Raw genomic sequence first — 16124 nt, 5'->3', positions numbered from 1 at the left:
CAGGGCGGAGACCCTCCGGCAGGCGGCGAGAACCAGAGTTGAGTGACCTGAGGCACAGCTGTGCTGATGCTCGTCGAAGGCGAAGACGGGAGGCCCGGGCTCTGGCGAGCTGGCCGGTGATGCGGGATACACTCGCGGGATGACCCTGGACGTGAACAGCCTCATGACCATGAGCATCGTGATGCGGACCGGATCCTTCGCGGCGGCCGCACGCGAGCTCGGGTACACGCCGTCGGCGGTGTCCCAGCAGATGGCGGCGCTGGAGCGCAGCGTGGGGATCCGCCTGTTCGACCGGGAGCCCCGCAGCGTGCTCCCCACCGAGGCGGCGCACTACGTCCGCCAGCGCAGCGAGCAGGTCATCGACCTGCTCGGCCAGCTGGAGATCGACCTCGCGCGCCTGGGTGCCGGCGAGACCGGGCGACTGCGCGTGGGCACCTTCGACTCCGCCGGCGGGCCGATCCTGGGCCAGGCGATGGCCCGATTCCTCATCCGCCGTCGGGAGGTCGAGATCACCTTGGACGAGGGAGAGCCCTATGAGCTCTTCCCCCGCGTCGCGGACGGGAGCCTCGATCTGGCCCTCGGGTTCCAGTACGACCTGGTCCCTCGGGAGTTCCCGGCGAACCTGCGGCTCACGGAGGTCATGACGGAGGACCTGCGCATCGTCGCGCCGAGGAAGCACCGGCTGAGCGGCAAGGAGACGGTGCGCCTCGAGGAGCTGCGCGGCGAGACCTGGGTGGCCCATCGCGAGGAGACGCCCTCGCACCATTGCCTCCAGGCGCTGTGCGCCGGCAGCGGCTTCCGGCCGGAGATCGCGTTCCGCAGCAACAACGTCGGGACGGTCAAGGGCATCGTCGCGGCCGGGCTGGCCGTGGCCATGATCCCGGACATCGGGTACCGCGCGGACGAGGAGGACGTCGTCGCGCTGCCGGTGGCCGACCGGATGCCGCGGCGGCAGATCGTGGCCGCGACCAGGATCGACGACGCCAATCCCCTGACGGCGGGCTTCCTGGACGCCATGCGGCGGGTCGCTCTGCCGTAAGGGAAAGGGGGCGCTCAGGCGCTCGCGGACCTCCGGCCGGGCCGAATGGCTCTCCGGCCGGGTCAGAGACCGGAGAGAGGGCTCAGACGCTCAGAGGTCGCCGAGGCCGGGGCGCGCCGGGATGACCGTGCGGATCGCCTCGGCGGACGGCGCCTGCCCCTCCCCCGGGCCGGAGGAGGCGCCGCCCGGTCCGCCCAGGCGCAGCACCGTGGGGCCCGAGCCGGAGAGCATGGTCGCCCATCCGTCGCGGGGGCCCAGCGCCGTCGCGAGCTCGGGGCGCAGGCTCGCGGCCGCGGCCTGGAGGTCGTTGCGCAGCAGCGGGGCGAGACGGGCGAGGCCGGGCCCGGGCTCGGCCAGCGCCCGGAGCAGCCGGTCCGGGACCTCGAGGGGCCCGGGGGCCGGGGCGTCCCCCTGCGCCCGCAGCCGGTCCAGCTCGCGGAAGACCTCCGGCGTCGAAAGGCCGTACTCGGCCGGCAGCAGCTCCACGGCCAGGGGCTCCGCGAGCGGCACGGGGGTCAGCTCGGTCCCGGTCCCGCGCCCCACGGCGACCCCGCCGAGCAGCGCGAAGGGGACGTCCGCCCCCAGCTCGGCGGCGAGGTCCCGCAGCGCGGCCTCGCCGAGCCGGGGCGCGAGCCCGGCGCGGGCCAGCAGCTCCCCGACCGCGCGCAGGGCGGCGGCGGCGTCGGCGGACCCTCCCGCCATCCCGCCCGCCACCGGGATCTCCTTGACGACCTCGAGCCTCAGCCCGAGGTCCTCCGGGAGGCCGTGGTGCCGGAGCAGGAGCCCCGCGGCGCGCACCGCGAGGTTCCGGCCGTCGGAGGGCACCGCGTCGAGGGAGAAGCGACCGCGCTCGGCCATCGCGGCGAGCGCGGAGCCCGGCCGCAGCGACGTCGTGATCGAGGTTCCCGACCCCCGGGGCCCGAGCTCGGCGGTCACGGACTCGTGCAGGTCGACCGCCGCGTAGAGGCTGGCGACGTCGTGGTAGCCGTCCGGCCGGGCCGGGCCGACGGCGAAGTACAGGTTGACCTTGCCCGGAGCCGTCGCGGTGCGGCGCAGGGGCGGGATCATCCCCTGGATCCCTCCGCGGGCGCGTCCGCCGCCGCGGCGATCCGAGCGAAGTCCTCGACGGAGAGCCGCTCCCCGCGCAGGCCCGGGTCGACGCCCGCCCGCCGCAGGATCCGTTCGGCCTCCGCGCCGGAGCCCGCCCACCCGGACAGCGCCGAGCGCAGGGTCTTGCGGCGCTGGGCGAAGGCGGCGTCGACGACGTCGAACAGCGTCCGCCGGTCCACCTGCGCCAATGGCTCCTCCCGCCGGACGAAGGCGACCAGCCCGGAGCGGATCTTGGGCGCCGGCCAGAAGACGTTGGTCCCGATCACCCCGGCCTTGCGGACCTCGGCGAACCACGAGGCCTTGACCGAGGGCACCCCGTACACCTTGGACCCGGGCCCGGCCGCGAGCCGGTCCGCGACCTCGTCCTGGACCATCACCAGCCCGTGCTTGAGCGTGGGGAAGGTCTCCAGCAGGTGGATGAGCACCGGGACGGCGACGTTGTAGGGCAGGTTGGCCACCAGGGCGTCCGGCGCGGCCGGCAGCTCGGTGACGCGCAGCGCGTCCGAGAGCACGACGTCGAGGCGCCCGGCGGACCCCGGACGGAAGCGGGCCGCCGTCTCGGGCAGCTGCTCCGCCAGCGGCGGGTCGATCTCCACCGCGACGACGCGCTCGGCCGCGTCCAGCAGCCCGAGCGTGAGCGAGCCGAGCCCGGGTCCGACCTCGAGGACGGTCTCCCCCGGCTCCACCCCGGCGGTCGCGATGATCCGCCGGATGGTGTTGGGGTCGATCACGAAGTTCTGCCCGAGGGTCTTGGTGGGGCGGACGCCCGCCCGCTCGGCGAGCTCGCGGATCTCGGCGGGTCCCAGCAGCGCGTTGTCTCTCACCCCATGCACCCTACTATGGCCGCTCACGCGCCGAAGCCCGGCAGGCCCCAGGAGCCGTAGACCGCCACCGAGTTCTCCCGGATCCGGCGGCAGACCTCCGCGAGGTCCTCGCCGCGGCGCTGGGCGATGTAGCGCACCGTGTAGTTGGTCATGTAGGAGGCGTTGGGTCGGCCCCGGAAGGGGTGCGGGGTCAGGAACGGGGCGTCGGTCTCGGCGAGGATCAGCTCGGGGCGCGCGATCTCCAGGGAGGCCTGGATGTCCCGGGAGTTCTTGAACGTGACCGTCCCGGCGAAGGACATCCGCCAGCCGCGCTCGTTGCAGATCCGGGCGAGCTCGGGGCCGCCGGAGTAGCAGTGGAAGACGGTGCGCTCGGGGGCGCCCTCCTCCTCCAGGATGGCGACGACGTCCTCGTGCGCGTCCCGATCGTGGATCTGCAGCGCCAGCCCGGTCTCGTGGGCCAGCCGGATGTGCTTCCGGAAGCTCTCCCGCTGGGCGGCGCGCCCGCCCTCCTCGGTGCGGAAGTAGTCCAGGCCCGTCTCCCCGATGGCCCGGACCCGAGGGGACCGGGCCATCTCGGCCAGCGCCTCGAGGGCGGCGTCGAGCTTCCCGGCGGCCGCGAGGTCGGGCGCCTCGTTGGGGTGGATCGCCACGGCGGCCAGCACCCGGGGGTCGGCCTCCGCGGCGGCGAGGGCGTAGGCGGAGGAGGGCAGGTCGCAGCCCACCTGCACGATGGCGCCGATGCCGAGCTCCTCCCCGGTGTCCAGGGCGTCGCGGGCGGAGACGGCGACGTCGCCGTCGAGCAGGTCCATGTGGGTGTGGTTGTCCGCGACCGGCTCGGGCAGCGGCTCGGGGGCCGGCGGGAAGACCAGGTTGCGGGATCTGCCGTCCTCCCCGGAGGAGGAGCGGCGGCGGGTGCCCGGCCCGCTCGGCTCGGTCGCGGCCTCGTAGCGCTCCGGCTCGTAGGCGGGAGGCACCTCGCCCGCGACGGCGGCGGGGCGCGCCCCGGCCTCGGGCCAGAGGGTCGTCAGCAGTTCCGCGGCGTCGGGCGCGAGCTCGCGCCAGGATCCGCTCGGTGAGGTGCACATGTCCTGCGGTTCTCGCTTCCCCGGCGCCGGCGGGGTCCCCGCGGCGCCGCTGTTCGATGTTGGTGCGGCGGGCTGCGCGCCCGCGGCGGCTACTCGCCCGAGGCGCGCTCGGCGAGCACGGCCTCGTAGAGGTCGCGCTTGCCGACCCCGTTCTCGCCCGCGACCTGCGCGGCCGCCTCCTTCAGGCGCATCCCCTCGGAGACCAGGGCCTCGACGTCGCCGGTGAGGCTCTCCGGCTCGGCCGCCTCGGGCGCCTCCGCCCCGGCGACCACCACGGCGATCTCCCCCCGGACCTGATGCTGCTCGGCCCACACGTAGAGCTCCCCCAAGCTTCCCCGCAGGACCTCCTCGTGGAGCTTGGTGAGCTCCCGGGCGACGACGGCGCGCCGCTCGTCCCCGAAGCCCTCCACCAGGGCGCCCAGCATCGCGGCGAGCCGGTGCGGGGCCTCGTAGAAGACCATGGTCCGCTGCTCGCCCGCGAGCTCGCGCAGGCGGGCGCGCCGCTCGGAGGCCTTCCGGGGGATGAACCCCTCGAAGGCGAAGCGGTCGGTGGGCAGGCCGGAGACCGCGAGCGCGGAGAGCACGGCGGAGGGGCCGGGGGCGCAGGTCACCCGCAGCCCCTCTGCGACCGCCCGCTCGACGACGCGGTAGCCGGGGTCCGAGACCGTGGGCATGCCGGCGTCGGAGATCAGCAGCACGGTGCGGCCCGCGCGCACCTGATCGACCAGCTCCTCGGCGCGCCGGGCCTCGTTGTGGTCGTGGTTCGTCACGATCCGGCCGCCCACGCTCACCCCCAGCCCCGCGGCCAGCGTCCTGAGCCGGCGGGTGTCCTCGACGGCGACGACGTCGGCGTGGGCCAGGTACTCGCGCAGCCGCTCGGAGGCGTCCCGGAGGTTGCCGATGGGGGTCGCCGCGAGGACGAGGGAGCCGCCCTCCCCGGCGACGGCGGGCTCGGCGGGGCCGGCGGGCTCGGCAGACTCGTCGGGGCCGGCGGGTTCAGCGGTCTCGCCGGGATCGGCGAGGTCGGAGGCCTCCCCGGGCTCAGCGGATTCGAGGGGGTCGGCGGTCTCGGTGGGGTCTCGGTGGTCGGTCACGCTCACCACTGTAGTCACCCGCCCGCCTCCGGCGCCCGAGGGCGCTCCCCCGGCCCGCGGCCCGGGCCTCGCTCCCGGGCCCGCGGCGCCCGCCTTCACTCCCCGGCGTCGAGGGACACCGAGCGCCGCCCGGCGGCCCGCGCGGAGAGCCGCTCCACCAGGATGGTCAGTGCGACGGCGAGGAACCCGGCGATCGCCCAGGCCAGCGCCGCCCCCGCGTGCTCCCCCACCGGCTGGAGCGCGTTCTCCTCGGAGGTCCAGGGCCACAGCGCCCGCAGCGCCCCGGCCATGACCCCGGTCAGGATCACCAGGGTGATGTGGAAGCGGTGCTCGAGCAGCCACTGGAGCCCCTTGATGACCGTGACCACCCCGAGCAGGGCGCCCAGGAAGAACAGTCCGATGTACCCGAGGTCCCGGTCGCTCACCGCGCCCAGGGTCGCCTCGTACATCCCGAAGGTCAGCAACAGGAACGAGCCCGAGAGACCGGGAAGGACCAGCGCGGAGACGGCGACGGCGGCGGCGAGGACGATCTGGAGCGGATTGGGCTCGGTCGCGCCGCTGGGCGGCAGAGAGACCAGCAGGAAGGTCGCGGCCGCGGCGACGAGGGCGAAGATCAGATCCCTGGCCCGCCACCGACTGACCATGGAGAAGGGGACGTAGAGCGAGGCGAGGACCATGCCGAAGAACGCCGCCGAGGTGTGCACCGGGTACGCCTCGACCAGGCTGGACATCACCCCCGCCATGACCGCCAACGCGATCAGCATGCCGATCCCCACCGGCAGCAGCGTCCACCAGTGCACCTGGCGGAAGTTCTCCCTCGCCCGCTCCGCGCGGGAGGGGTCGCGGCGGACCAGGCCCACGACCCAGTCCTTGACTCCGGAGACCATGTGCCCCAGCGAGGCGATCAGCCGGTCGTAGAGCCCGACGACGAGCGCGACGGTGCCGCCGCTCACCCCCGGGACGGTCTCGACGCTGCCCACCAGCGCGCCGCGCACGATGTCCAGGAGGAACATCAGCGGCTTCGGGCGGCGCAGGTGCGGATGGGCGTCGGTGCGGGTGGTTCCGGGGGGCGTCATGGCGGGGGCGTCATGGCTTTCTACTCGGCGGCCCGGACGGCATCAGGCCCGGGTCTTTCATCTCCGATGATCCCCCGGGGCCGCTCTTGTTGCCAAATGCGCCACAGCGTAGAATGACGAGGCCTCATTCAGCCTCATGGTGGGATCTACGCATGCTCCTGACTCTCCTGCGCCGCTACAGCGCGCCCTACAAGGGCCGGATCGCCGCCGTGCTGCTGCTGCAGCTCGTCTCCGTCCTGGCCGCCCTCTACCTCCCCAGCCTCAACGCGCAGATCATCGACCGCGGGGTGACCACCGGGGACACCGGCTTCATCTGGCGGACCGGCGGCGTCATGCTGCTGGTCTCGCTCGTTCAGGTCTCCACGGCCATCGTGGCGGTCTACTTCGGGGCCAAGGCCTCGATGGCGGTCGGCCGCGACCTGCGCGCGGCGGTCTACGGCAGCGTCGACGCCTTCGGCAGCCAGGAGCTCTCCCGCTTCGGGGCGCCCTCGCTCATCACCCGGGGCACCAACGACGTCCAGCAGATCCAGATGCTGCTGCTGATGATGATGAACTTCATGGTGATGATGCCGATCATGGTGGTGGGCGGCGTCGTCATGGCGGTTCAGGAGGACGTGGGGCTGTCCTGGCTCGTCTGGGTCTCGGCGCCGGCCGTCGTGCTGATCATGATCCTGTTCATCCGCCGGCTGATGCCGCTGTTCCGGGTCATGCAGAGCCGGGTGGACGGCGTGAACTCCGTGCTGCGCGAGCAGATCATGGGGATCCGGGTGATCCGCGCCTTCGTCCGCGAGCCCTACGAGACGGAGCGCTTCGGCGACGCCAACCGGGCCATCACGGACGTCTCCGTGCACATCGGCCGTCTCTTCGTGCTGATCGGCCCCATCATCACCATCATGCTCTTCGCCGCCGAGGCGGCCGTGCTGTGGTTCGGCGGCCAGCGCGTGGACGCCGGGCAGATGGAGGTCGGCTCCCTGACCGCCTTCATGCAGTACCTGATGCAGATCCTCATGGCGGTGCTCATGGGCACCTTCATGGCCATGATGTTCCCCCGGGCGATGGTCTGCGCCCAGCGCATCGGCGAGGTCCTGGAGACCAGCCCCTCCGTGGTGCCGCCGGCCGAGCCGCAGGCGCCCGCCGAGCGCCGCGGCGTCGTGGAGTTCAGGGACGTCGGCTTCCGCTACCCCGGTGCCGAGGACCCGGTGCTCTCCGGGATCTCCTTCCGGGTCGAGCCCGGGACCACGACGGCGATCATCGGCTCCACCGGCGCCGGCAAGTCCACCCTGGTCAACCTCATCCCGCGCCTCTACGACGCGACCGAGGGCAGCGTCCTGCTCGACGGCGTGGACGTGCGCCGGATGGACCCCGCGGAGATCACCGGCAGGTTGGGCTCGGTGCCGCAGAAGCCCTACCTGTTCTCCGGGACCGTGGCCAGCAACCTGCGCTTCGGCGACTCGGAGGCGCCGGACGAGCGGCTCTGGGAGGCCCTGGAGACCGCCCAGGCGAAGGACTTCGTGACGGACCGGGTGACCGGCGAGGGCCGGGAGGCCGCCCGGGCGCTGGAGTCGGGGATCTCGCAGGGCGGCACCAACGTCTCGGGCGGGCAGCGCCAGCGGCTGTGCATCGCCCGGGCCATCGTGGCCGACCCCGTGGTCTACGTCTTCGACGACTCGTTCTCGGCCCTCGACGTCAGCACCGACGCCCGGCTGCGGGCCGCCCTGGAGCCCGCCACGCGCGAGGCCTCCGTGGTCATCGTCGCCCAGCGCGTCTCCACCATCACCCGAGCGGATCAGATCCTCCTGCTGGAGGCCGGCAGGATCGTGGCCCGCGGGACCCACTCCGAACTCCTGGAGTCCTCCGAGACGTACCGGGAGATCGTCGAGTCCCAGCTTTCCGCGGAGGAGGCGGCATGAGCGAGTTCATGGACGAGAGGCCCCCCGCTCAGGTCAGGGCGTTCTGGCCCACGGCCGGGCGCCTGGTCGGCGAGCTCGGCCGGTTCAAGTTCCGGCTGGTCGTGGTCGCCGTGGCCACGGTCGTCTCGGTCGCCCTGCAGGTGGCCGCCCCCCGCGTGCTCGGGCACGCGATGGACATCATCTTCGCCGGCGTCGTGGGCTCCCAGATGCCCGCCGGGACCAGCTCCGAGGCGGTGGTCCAGGGGCTGCGGGCCCAGGGCCAGGACCAGATGGCGGAGATGCTCTCGGGCATGAGCTTCGTGCCCGGCTCGGGCATCGACTTCGCCGCCCTGGGCCAGGCGCTGCTCACGGTGGTCGGGATGTACGGGCTGGCCGCCCTCTTCATGTGGGTCCAGGGGCGGATCCTCAACGACCTCGTGATGCACCTGGTCTACGACCTGCGGCGGCGCGTGGAGGGGAAGGTCAACTCCCTGCCGCTGAGCTACTTCGACACCCGCCAGCGCGGCGACATCCTCTCGCGGACCACCAACGACATGGACAACGTCCAGCAGGCGATGCAGCAGGCCTTCTCGGAGCTGGTCTACTCGCTGCTCACGGTCCTCGGCGTCGCGATCATGATGTTCACGATCTCCTGGCAGCTGGCCCTGGTGACCCTGATCGCGCTGCCGGTCTCCGGCGTCGTCGTCGGGATCATCGGCAAGCGCAGCCAGCGGCTGTTCGGGGCGCAGTGGAAGAGCACCGGCGAGCTCAACGGGCACGTCGAGGAGTCCTTCACCGGGCACGACGTCGTGCGCGTGTTCGGCCGCGAGCGGCAGATGCGGGAGCGCTTCGACGAGCGCAACGACGCGGTGTACGACTCCGCCTTCAGGGCCCAGTTCCTCTCCGGCATGATGATGCCGCTGATGCAGTTCGTGAACTACCTGGGCTACGTCGGCATCGCGGTGCTCGGCGCGCTCAAGGTCGCCAACGGCCAGATCTCGCTGGGCGCGGCGACCGCCTTCATCCAGTACACGCGCCAGTTCAACGAGCCGATCGCGCAGATCGCCGGCATGGCGAACATGCTCCAGTCCGGCGTGGCGAGCGCCGAGCGGGTCTTCGAGCTGCTGGACGAGCCGGAGCAGTCCCCCGACGCCGAGGACGCCGAGGCCGACGCAGGACGCGTGCGGGGCCGCATCGAGTTCCGCGACGTCGACTTCTCCTACACCCCCGACCGGCCCCTGATCCGCGACCTGAGCCTCACGGCCGAGCCCGGCCAGACGGTCGCCATCGTGGGCCCCACCGGCGCCGGCAAGACCACCCTGGTCAACCTGATCATGCGGTTCTACGAGATCGACGCCGGGAGCATCTCGCTCGACGGCGTCGACATCCGGCGGATGTCCCGGCAGCGGCTGCGGCGCGCGACGGGTATGGTCCTGCAGGACGCCGTCCTGTTCGAGGGCAGCATCATGGAGAACATCCGCTACGGCCGGCTGGACGCCACCGACGAGGAGGTCCTCGAGGCCGCCCGGGCCACCTACGTGGACCGCTTCGTCCGGGCCCTGCCCGAGGGCTACGGCACCGTGATCGACCAGGAGGGCGGCGCCATCTCGGCCGGCGAGCGGCAGCTGATCACCATCGCCCGCGCCTTCCTCGCCGACCCGGCGGTGCTGATCCTCGACGAGGCGACCTCCTCGGTGGACACCCGCACCGAGGTGCTGGTGCAGCGGGCGATGTCGGCGCTGCGGGCCTCGCGAACATCCTTCGTGATCGCCCACCGGCTCTCCACCATCCGCGACGCGGACACCATCCTGGTGATGGAGGCCGGGCGGATCGTGGAGCAGGGCGGGCACGCCGAGCTGATGGAGGCGCACGGGCCGTACCGGGCGCTGTACGAGTCCCAGTTCGCGGCGGCCCAGGAGGTCGAGGTGCCCGAGGGCGTCGAGGCCGACGCCGAGGAGCCCCGGCACGCGACCTGAGACCGCTCCCCCGCCCCTGACGTAGCATGGTCCGGATGAGCACCAGCCAGATCGCACCCCCCGGCCGCCGGGGGCCCGGGTTCCCGCCGGGCGCCTTCGCGCTGCCGGCCCTGCTGGACCGGCTCCGGGCCGCGCCCGTCGCGCTGCCCCGCCTCGCCTGGGTCGCCCCGGCCTGCGTCCTGCTGCTCGCCGCGATCCTGCGCTTCGTGGGGCTGGCCCACCCGGACGCGGTCGTCTTCGACGAGACGTACTACGTCAAGGACTCCTACTCCCTGCTGCACTTCGGCTACGAGCGGTCCTGGCCCGAGGGGGCGGATGCCGCCTTCGTCGCCGGCGAGCCGGGGACGCCGGAGGACGCGCCGTCGTACGTCGTGCACCCGCCGCTGGGCAAGTGGATGATCGCGGCGGGGATGTGGCTGTTCGGCGGGGACGATCCCTTCGGCTGGCGGTTCTCCGCCGCTCTGGTGGGCGTGCTGTCCATCGCACTGCTGATGTGGGCGGCGTGGATGATGTTCCGCTCGGTGACCCTCGCCTCGATCGCGGGGCTGCTGATGTCCCTGGACGGGCTGCACATCGTGCAGTCCCGCCTGGCGCTGCTGGACATCTTCCTGATGTTCTGGCTGCTCGCCGCCTTCGCCTGCCTGCTCGCGGACCGGCTCCAGGCACGACGCCGGCTGGCCCGCCTCATCGCCGCGGCCGCCGGGCCCGGGGGCGGCCCGCCCAGCGCCGCCTTCCTGGCCCACGGCCCGTGGCTGGGGGTGCGCTGGTGGCGGATCGCCGCGGGGATCTGCTGTGGCGCCGCCGTGGGGGTGAAGTGGAACGCGCTGTTCTTCGTCGCGGTCCTCGGGCTGATGACGGTGCTGTGGGACGCCGGCGCGCGGCGGGTGGCGGGGATCCGCGGTTGGTTCACCGGCGCCCTGCTGAAGGACTCCTGGCCGGCCTTCCTCGCGATCGTCGGCGTCGGGCTCGTGACGTACCTGATCACGTGGTCCGGCTGGTTCGCCTCCTCCGGGGCCTACGACCGCGACTGGGCCGCCCGGCATCCGGGCGAGGGGGTCCCCTGGCTGCCGCCCGCCCTGCGCAGCCTGTGGGAGTACCACGTCTCCGCGTACTCCTTCCACCAGGGGCTGCACACCCCGCACACCTACCAGTCCCCCGCCTGGCAGTGGCTGCTGCTCGGCCGGCCGACGTCGTACTACTACGAGAGCTACGACGCCGGCACCGCCTCCTGCTCCCCCGGCCCCTGCTCGGAGGCCATCCTCAACGTGGGCAACCCGCTCATCTGGTGGGCCTCCGCGGCGGCCATGGTCCTGGTGCTGCTGTGGTGGATCCTGAAGCGGGACTGGCGGATGGGGGCGATCGTCGTCGTCTTCGCGGCCGGCTACCTCCCCTGGTTCCTGTACCCCGAGCGGACCACGTTCTACTTCTACGCGCTGTCCTTCCTGCCCTGGCTGATCCTCGGGCTCACCGCGATCCTGGGCCTGGGGCTCGGGCGGGGCGGGGAGAGCGTCCGGCGGCGGCGCGCCGGGCTCGCGGTGGTGGGAGCGTTCCTCGCGATGGCCCTGCTGGTGACCAACCACCTGCTGCCGCTGTGGACGGGGACGGCGATCCCCTACGACCAGTGGCGGTCCCTGATGTGGTTCGACTCCTGGATCTGAAGCCGCTGCGAGGCCCGGCGCGCCCCGCAGCCGGTTCCCTCTAGCGCCGTCGGCGCCGCGCCCGGCGGGGCCAGGTGATGGCCAGCAGGGCGGTGGAGAGGACGAGGGCGAGGGCGGCGAGGGTGGCCGCGGCGTCGACCCAGAACTGCGGCGGGTAGAGTCGGATCAGGGTGTCCGAGAGACGGAAGGCCCAGTTCCCCTGGGGGAAGAACAGCTCGTGGAAGCTCACGAAGAACGACTCCCAGCCGAGCCCGGCGAGGATCCCCAGCGCGATCATCAGCGCCAGGGTGAGCCACCCGCCGAGGAAGAGGGCGCGGCGCACCGCCCCGGGGGCCCGGCGGCGCAGTCCGAGCGTACCGACGGCGGCCACCACGGCGAAGACCGCCACCGCCAGCAGCGCCCAGAGCAGCACGTGCTTGACGTCGGTCATGTGCCCGATCTCCGGGGCGGTGAAGGCCCGGTCCCCGTTGCCCAGCACGACGTCGCCCAGGTAGCGCTCCGGGGCGAGGTTCAGGACGTAGTTCAGCCCGTGCGAGCCGTAGGTCATGCGCTCGTCGGGGTTGAAGCCGTAGGGGTCGGCGGGGAAGCCGGGCCGGTGGTACTCGATCCAGAGGAAGGCCCCGCTGGCGACCGCGCGCAGGCCCAGGGCCAGGATCACCAGCGGGGTGGCCACCGCGACGAGCGCCTGCCGCAGCCTCAGCGCGCGCGGGCGACGGGGCGCCTCGGCGGCACTGCTCCCGCCGCGGCTCTCCCCCGGCACGGGACCCTCGCCGGCCCCCGGCACCGGCTCCGCGGACCCGCCGCGCACGACGCCGGGAGCATCCTGCCCCGACGAGGTCGCGGGCTCGGCCACGGCTGGTGCCAGCTCGTCCCACTCCTGCTGCGGCGAGGCCGCCCAGGGCGTGGACTCAGCGTCGTCTCGCGCGGTGCTGCGGGGCATCCTGCTCCTCGGCGTGGGTCGGGACCCGCCCCGGCCGGGCGGGGATCGTCATCGGCTGAACTCTACCAGTTGCCGTGCCAGGCGGGGTCGGCGTAGTGCTCGAACGGGATGTTCCAGTCGCCGTAGCCGTCGTCGGGGTCGGCCTGCGGGTAGTCCGTGTTCTTCGCCTCGATCACGTCGCCCACGCGGAAGTTCTCGTAGATGAACTTCGCGCCCTCCGGGGGCAGCCCGATGCAGCCGTGGGAGACGTTGGCGACGCCGAGGAGCGGGATCGCCGAAGGCAGAGCCTGGTGCACGAAGACCCCCGAGCGGGTCAGCCGCGAGGTCCACGAGGCGTCGAAGGGCTCGTACCAGTGCGGGTCGTCCTTGGACAGCCCCAGCGTGCTCGGGTTGAAGCTGTACTTCGCCTGCTGCTCCATGATCACCAGCTCGCCGGTCACGGAGGGCCAGTCCGGGTTGCCCAGGGTCGCGGGGAACTCCTGGGTCAGCTCGTCGTTGACGTAGACCCGCAGGATCTTATCGGCGTTGTCCACGATCGCGAAGTGCCGCTCGCCCGTACTGAAGGCCAACCGGAGGTTCTCGTTGCCGATCATGCCGTTGCCGAAGTCGACGCCGAGCAGGTTCGCGGTCAGCTCGACCCGCGACTGCGGCGCCCACTTCTCGGGCGGGCGGTAGCGCATCAGGATGTCGCTGTACCAGCGGAAGCGGCCCGGCTCCGCGCCGCCGCCGGTCACGGTGATCGCCTTCTCCACCTCGGCCTTGTTCAGGACGGGCTCCGAGAACGCGAACTGGATGACCTGCCCGACGCCGTAGGTCTCGCCCTCCACGACGTTGAGCGTCGCGTCGGCCTGGAGCTCGGGCGTGACCGTGGAGAAGGTGCGGCTGCCCTCCGCCCGGTCCTCGCCGTCCTGCGCGAGGTAGTTCAAGGTGTACTCCGCGTCGAACTCCAGCGGCCCCTCGGCGGTCCAGCTCTTCCCGTCCTCGGAGATCCGGCCCTCGACCGATCCCGCCGGGCCGGTGAGCTCGACGCTGAGGACCTCGCCCCGATCGGTGCTGACCCGCACGGGAACCGTGGGGTTGACCTGCTGGGCGCCGTCCTCGGGCTCGACCGTGACGGCGGGCGGCGTCGAGGAGGCGCTGGGCTCCGAGGAGGAGGAGCCCTGCGAGGAGGCGTCCTCGCCGGAGCACGCGCTCAGGAACAGCGCGCCGAAGACGCCGAGGGCCCCGCCGCGCATCAGGTTCCGGCGGCTCACGGGATGGGAGCGCCGGAAGGCCCGTGCGGGATCGCTCTCCGGACCGAACGAGGGGGTGGTGTTCACGAACTGACCGTCCTTTCAAACGACGCGCGGTGCTCGCCTGGATGCAGTGTACCGGCTGGCGGGACAGGTTACGCCGGGGTTGCGGGCCGACGTCGCGCGGGTCCACGGACCCGGCGTCGGGGGCCGGAGAGGCGCGGGGCGGCGGTGGATGCGGCGCCCGGGAAGGAGCGAGGCGGGAGGGAGAACCCGGAGGGCGAAGAGGCGGCTTCGGCGCCGCGGCGGAGAGGGGCGGTGCCGGCAGCTCCCGGGGCGAGGGCCGCGGGGCCCGAGGCGGGAGGCGCGGAGCCCGGGCTCGGAGGGAGCGCGGGCCAGGAGCCGGGGGCGGGGCCAGGCTCAGAGGAGGGGTCTATGCGCGCGGGGGCCGGACGGGCGCGCCGAGCTCCGGCGGCGGGGCGGCGTCGCCCTCGAGGCGGACGACCTGCCATCCGCGCGGAGCGGTCAGGCGCGCCGCGTGGAACTCGCAAAGGTCGTAGGCGTGGGGCTCCACGCGGGTGGCCAGGGGGCCGATCACCACCGTGGAGTCAGCGTAGGCGTAGGTCAGCGTCAGTGTGGCTTCGCGCCGGCAGGTCATGCGCGCGCACGCTCGAATGTTCTCCGTCATCGGACTCAGGGTACTACCGCGAGCTGGGGAATCAGCTCGCGCGCTTGCGCAGCCGGCGCCGCTCGCGCTCCGAGAGGCCGCCCCAGATGCCGAAGCGCTCGTCCTTGGCCAGCGCGTAGTCCAGGCAGGCCTCGCTGACCGGGCACTCGGAGCACACGCGCTTGGCATCCCGGGTGGAGCCGCCCTTCTCGGGGAAGAACGCCTCGGGATCGGTCTGGGCGCACAGGGCGTCCGCCTGCCAGGCGAGCTCACCCTCCTCCTCGTCGATCCCGTACTGGCCGGCGGCGGCCTGCCAGAGCTTGAGCACGGCCGGATCCGAGGAGAACAGGTCCGAGGTGGACGCCTCCTCGCCCCAGGCCGCGGCACGCTGGGCGGGCGCCTCGACGCCCGCGGGCTCGGCCGCTTCCGGCTGCCCTCCGAGCAGGACGTCGGCCTGCTCCTCCAGGCTCCGACCGGTGGGGGGAAGGCCGCTGCCCGTCCCCCACCCGGGGGCCTCGGTCCCGGGGGCGCGCTCCTCACCGACTCCCCCGGAGTCGAGCGTTGCGTGTTGGCGGCTGATCGCGTCGGTCATGCCCATCCTTCCTCACGCCCCCGGTCCAGCGCGACGATATTCCACTTGCCTCACATAATTACAACGGTGTAAGACCGCCCCGTCAAGCCGCGTCACGACTCTTAGACCTCGGCGAGAGGCGTCCACCGACCCTTACGATAAAAGCATGGTTGACCACACAGTTCCCAATGCACCGGCCAATATGGAGTCTTATTTCACGGCGCTCGCGGCCTCCTCGGGACCCGCCCTGATCTGGTACGCGCCCGGCGGGGAGAGGGTCGAGCTGACGGGCCGGGTGGTGGAGAACTGGACCGCGAAGTCGGCCAATCTCCTCGCCGAGGAGCTCGACGCCGAGCCCGGCTCGGCCCTGCGCCTGGCCGCCGCCCCGCACTGGCGCTCGGTGGTGCTGGCCCTCGGCGCGCTGCGCGCCGGATGCCGGCTGGTGACTGGCGGCGGGGAGGCCCCGGACCTGTGGGCGGGCTTCGAGCCCGGCCCCGGGATGGAGGAGGCAGGGACCGCCCTGCTGATGGCCCGCGGCGCGCTCGCCATGTCCTACGACGGCGCCGCGGAACTGCCCGCGGGGACGCTCGACTTCGCCCGTGAGGTCAGGGGCCAGGGGGACGTCTTCCTCCCCTTCGAGCCGGTGCCGCCGGAGAGCCCGGCGGCCCAGGACGGGGACGACGTCGTGACCCAGAGCGAGTGGCTGGAGCGGGTCGGCGAGCACGCCGGTGCGGCAGCGTCCCGGGAGGGCGGGCTCGCGCTGGCCGTGGGGGACGAGGAGCTCGGGGCGGAGGAGCTCGCCCGCTGCGCGGGAGTGATGCGCGCCGGGCGGTCGGTGGTGCTGATCCACCCGGAGGTGGCCGGGGACCGTCCGGCGCTCGAGCGGATCCTCGCGGAGGAGCGGGCGAGCCTGTAGAGGCCGCGGGCGCGGGGCCCTCACGGGCTGGCCGGACTCTGCGGACG

Annotated in this window: 14 protein-coding genes; 5 read left to right on the top strand and 9 right to left on the bottom strand. The window is 73.1% G+C overall.

The annotated features are described in order from the left end of the window. The first annotated feature begins 151 nt into the window (after positions 1–151). The gene (locus tag EWV39_RS10455) at positions 152–1039 is read left to right on the top strand and encodes a LysR family transcriptional regulator (protein WP_165313279.1); all 888 of its coding nucleotides are present in this window, start codon (positions 152–154) and stop codon (positions 1037–1039) included. 90 nt (positions 1040–1129) lie between these two features. Here the strand turns inward: EWV39_RS10455 and EWV39_RS10450 are convergent, their stop codons facing one another. The 5 genes from EWV39_RS10450 to EWV39_RS10430 form a co-directional block, all read right to left on the bottom strand. Then, positions 1130–2107 carry a GHMP family kinase ATP-binding protein gene (locus EWV39_RS10450; protein WP_129659652.1) on the bottom strand — a complete coding sequence of 326 codons (978 nt, stop codon included), beginning with the start codon at positions 2105–2107 and terminating at the stop codon, positions 1130–1132. Further along, positions 2104–2973 carry a 16S rRNA (adenine(1518)-N(6)/adenine(1519)-N(6))-dimethyltransferase RsmA gene (gene rsmA, locus EWV39_RS10445; protein WP_129659649.1) on the bottom strand — a complete coding sequence of 290 codons (870 nt, stop codon included), beginning with the start codon at positions 2971–2973 and terminating at the stop codon, positions 2104–2106. The genes EWV39_RS10450 and rsmA overlap by 4 nt, the downstream gene beginning before the upstream one ends. A gap of 23 nt (positions 2974–2996) precedes the next feature. Further along, positions 2997–4058 carry a TatD family hydrolase gene (locus tag EWV39_RS10440; RefSeq protein ID WP_129659646.1) on the bottom strand — a complete coding sequence of 354 codons (1062 nt, stop codon included), beginning with the start codon at positions 4056–4058 and terminating at the stop codon, positions 2997–2999. Positions 4059–4147: 89 nt separating this feature from the next. Then, positions 4148–5152, bottom strand: coding sequence for a 16S rRNA (cytidine(1402)-2'-O)-methyltransferase (rsmI, locus tag EWV39_RS10435; RefSeq protein WP_129659643.1), 1005 nt, complete (start codon positions 5150–5152; stop codon positions 4148–4150). A 95-nt stretch (positions 5153–5247) separates the two neighbouring features. Continuing rightward, entirely contained in the window at positions 5248–6228 is a 981-nt protein-coding gene (locus tag EWV39_RS10430; RefSeq protein ID WP_202864924.1) for a DUF368 domain-containing protein, read from the bottom strand. A 152-nt stretch (positions 6229–6380) separates the two neighbouring features. On the opposite strand from EWV39_RS10430, the gene EWV39_RS10425 reads away from it, so the two are divergent. Genes EWV39_RS10425 through EWV39_RS10415 form a run of 3 tightly spaced genes read left to right on the top strand, consistent with a single transcriptional unit; the run spans position 6381 to position 11751 of the window. Then, complete coding sequence (locus EWV39_RS10425) at positions 6381–8138, top strand: ABC transporter ATP-binding protein (protein WP_129659640.1); 1758 nt, start codon at positions 6381–6383, stop codon at positions 8136–8138. Then, positions 8135–10093 (top strand): ABC transporter ATP-binding protein, encoded by a 1959-nt coding sequence (locus EWV39_RS10420; protein WP_129659637.1) that lies wholly within the window; start codon positions 8135–8137, stop codon positions 10091–10093. Before EWV39_RS10425 ends, EWV39_RS10420 begins: the two co-directional genes overlap by 4 nt. Before the next feature lie 35 nt (positions 10094–10128). Then, entirely contained in the window at positions 10129–11751 is a 1623-nt protein-coding gene (locus EWV39_RS10415) for a dolichyl-phosphate-mannose--protein mannosyltransferase (protein ID WP_129659634.1), read from the top strand. Positions 11752–11791: 40 nt separating this feature from the next. Here EWV39_RS10415 and EWV39_RS10410 read toward each other — a convergent pair whose 3' ends face one another. The 4 genes from EWV39_RS10410 to EWV39_RS14245 all read right to left on the bottom strand — a co-directional run bounded on the left by EWV39_RS10410 (position 11792) and on the right by EWV39_RS14245 (position 15188). Next, entirely contained in the window at positions 11792–12691 is a 900-nt protein-coding gene (locus tag EWV39_RS10410; protein ID WP_129659631.1) for a lipoprotein intramolecular transacylase Lit, read from the bottom strand. Between the two features lie 62 nt (positions 12692–12753). Continuing rightward, on the bottom strand, positions 12754–14010 hold the full coding sequence (locus tag EWV39_RS10405) for a L,D-transpeptidase (RefSeq protein WP_238148291.1): 1257 nt from the start codon (positions 14008–14010) through the stop codon (positions 12754–12756). A gap of 346 nt (positions 14011–14356) precedes the next feature. Further along, on the bottom strand, positions 14357–14611 hold the full coding sequence (locus EWV39_RS10400; protein WP_129659628.1) for a DUF3499 family protein: 255 nt from the start codon (positions 14609–14611) through the stop codon (positions 14357–14359). A 31-nt stretch (positions 14612–14642) separates the two neighbouring features. Next, a complete protein-coding gene (locus EWV39_RS14245; protein ID WP_420329963.1) occupies positions 14643–15188 on the bottom strand; it encodes a WhiB family transcriptional regulator in 546 nt (181 codons plus the stop codon). Positions 15189–15363: 175 nt separating this feature from the next. On the opposite strand from EWV39_RS14245, the gene EWV39_RS10390 reads away from it, so the two are divergent. Further along, a complete protein-coding gene (locus EWV39_RS10390; RefSeq protein ID WP_129659625.1) occupies positions 15364–16077 on the top strand; it encodes a TIGR03089 family protein in 714 nt (237 codons plus the stop codon). Positions 16078–16124 lie beyond the last annotated feature (47 nt).

This window comes from Rothia halotolerans (assembly GCF_004136635.1).
GTDB lineage: Bacteria > Actinomycetota > Actinomycetes > Actinomycetales > Micrococcaceae > Rothia > Rothia halotolerans.
Note: the sequence above shows the minus strand (reverse complement) of the source record. Positions and strands in the feature narration are given on the sequence as shown.

What these genes read in the sequence shown, in the direction of transcription:
- EWV39_RS10390 (WP_129659625.1), top strand. Translation starts at nt 15,364, where the DNA reads ATGGAGTCTTATTTCACGGCGCTCGCGGCCTCCTCGGGACCCGCCCTG.
- EWV39_RS10450 (WP_129659652.1), bottom strand. Translation starts at nt 2,107, where the DNA reads ATGATCCCGCCCCTGCGCCGCACCGCGACGGCTCCGGGCAAGGTCAAC.
- EWV39_RS10430 (WP_202864924.1), bottom strand. Translation starts at nt 6,228, where the DNA reads ATGACGCCCCCCGGAACCACCCGCACCGACGCCCATCCGCACCTGCGC.
- EWV39_RS10420 (WP_129659637.1), top strand. Translation starts at nt 8,135, where the DNA reads ATGAGCGAGTTCATGGACGAGAGGCCCCCCGCTCAGGTCAGGGCGTTC.
- EWV39_RS10415 (WP_129659634.1), top strand. Translation starts at nt 10,129, where the DNA reads ATGAGCACCAGCCAGATCGCACCCCCCGGCCGCCGGGGGCCCGGGTTC.
- EWV39_RS10440 (WP_129659646.1), bottom strand. Translation starts at nt 4,058, where the DNA reads ATGTGCACCTCACCGAGCGGATCCTGGCGCGAGCTCGCGCCCGACGCC.
- EWV39_RS10410 (WP_129659631.1), bottom strand. Translation starts at nt 12,691, where the DNA reads ATGCCCCGCAGCACCGCGCGAGACGACGCTGAGTCCACGCCCTGGGCG.
- EWV39_RS10425 (WP_129659640.1), top strand. Translation starts at nt 6,381, where the DNA reads ATGCTCCTGACTCTCCTGCGCCGCTACAGCGCGCCCTACAAGGGCCGG.
- EWV39_RS14245 (WP_420329963.1), bottom strand. Translation starts at nt 15,188, where the DNA reads ATGGGCATGACCGACGCGATCAGCCGCCAACACGCAACGCTCGACTCC.
- EWV39_RS10400 (WP_129659628.1), bottom strand. Translation starts at nt 14,611, where the DNA reads ATGACGGAGAACATTCGAGCGTGCGCGCGCATGACCTGCCGGCGCGAA.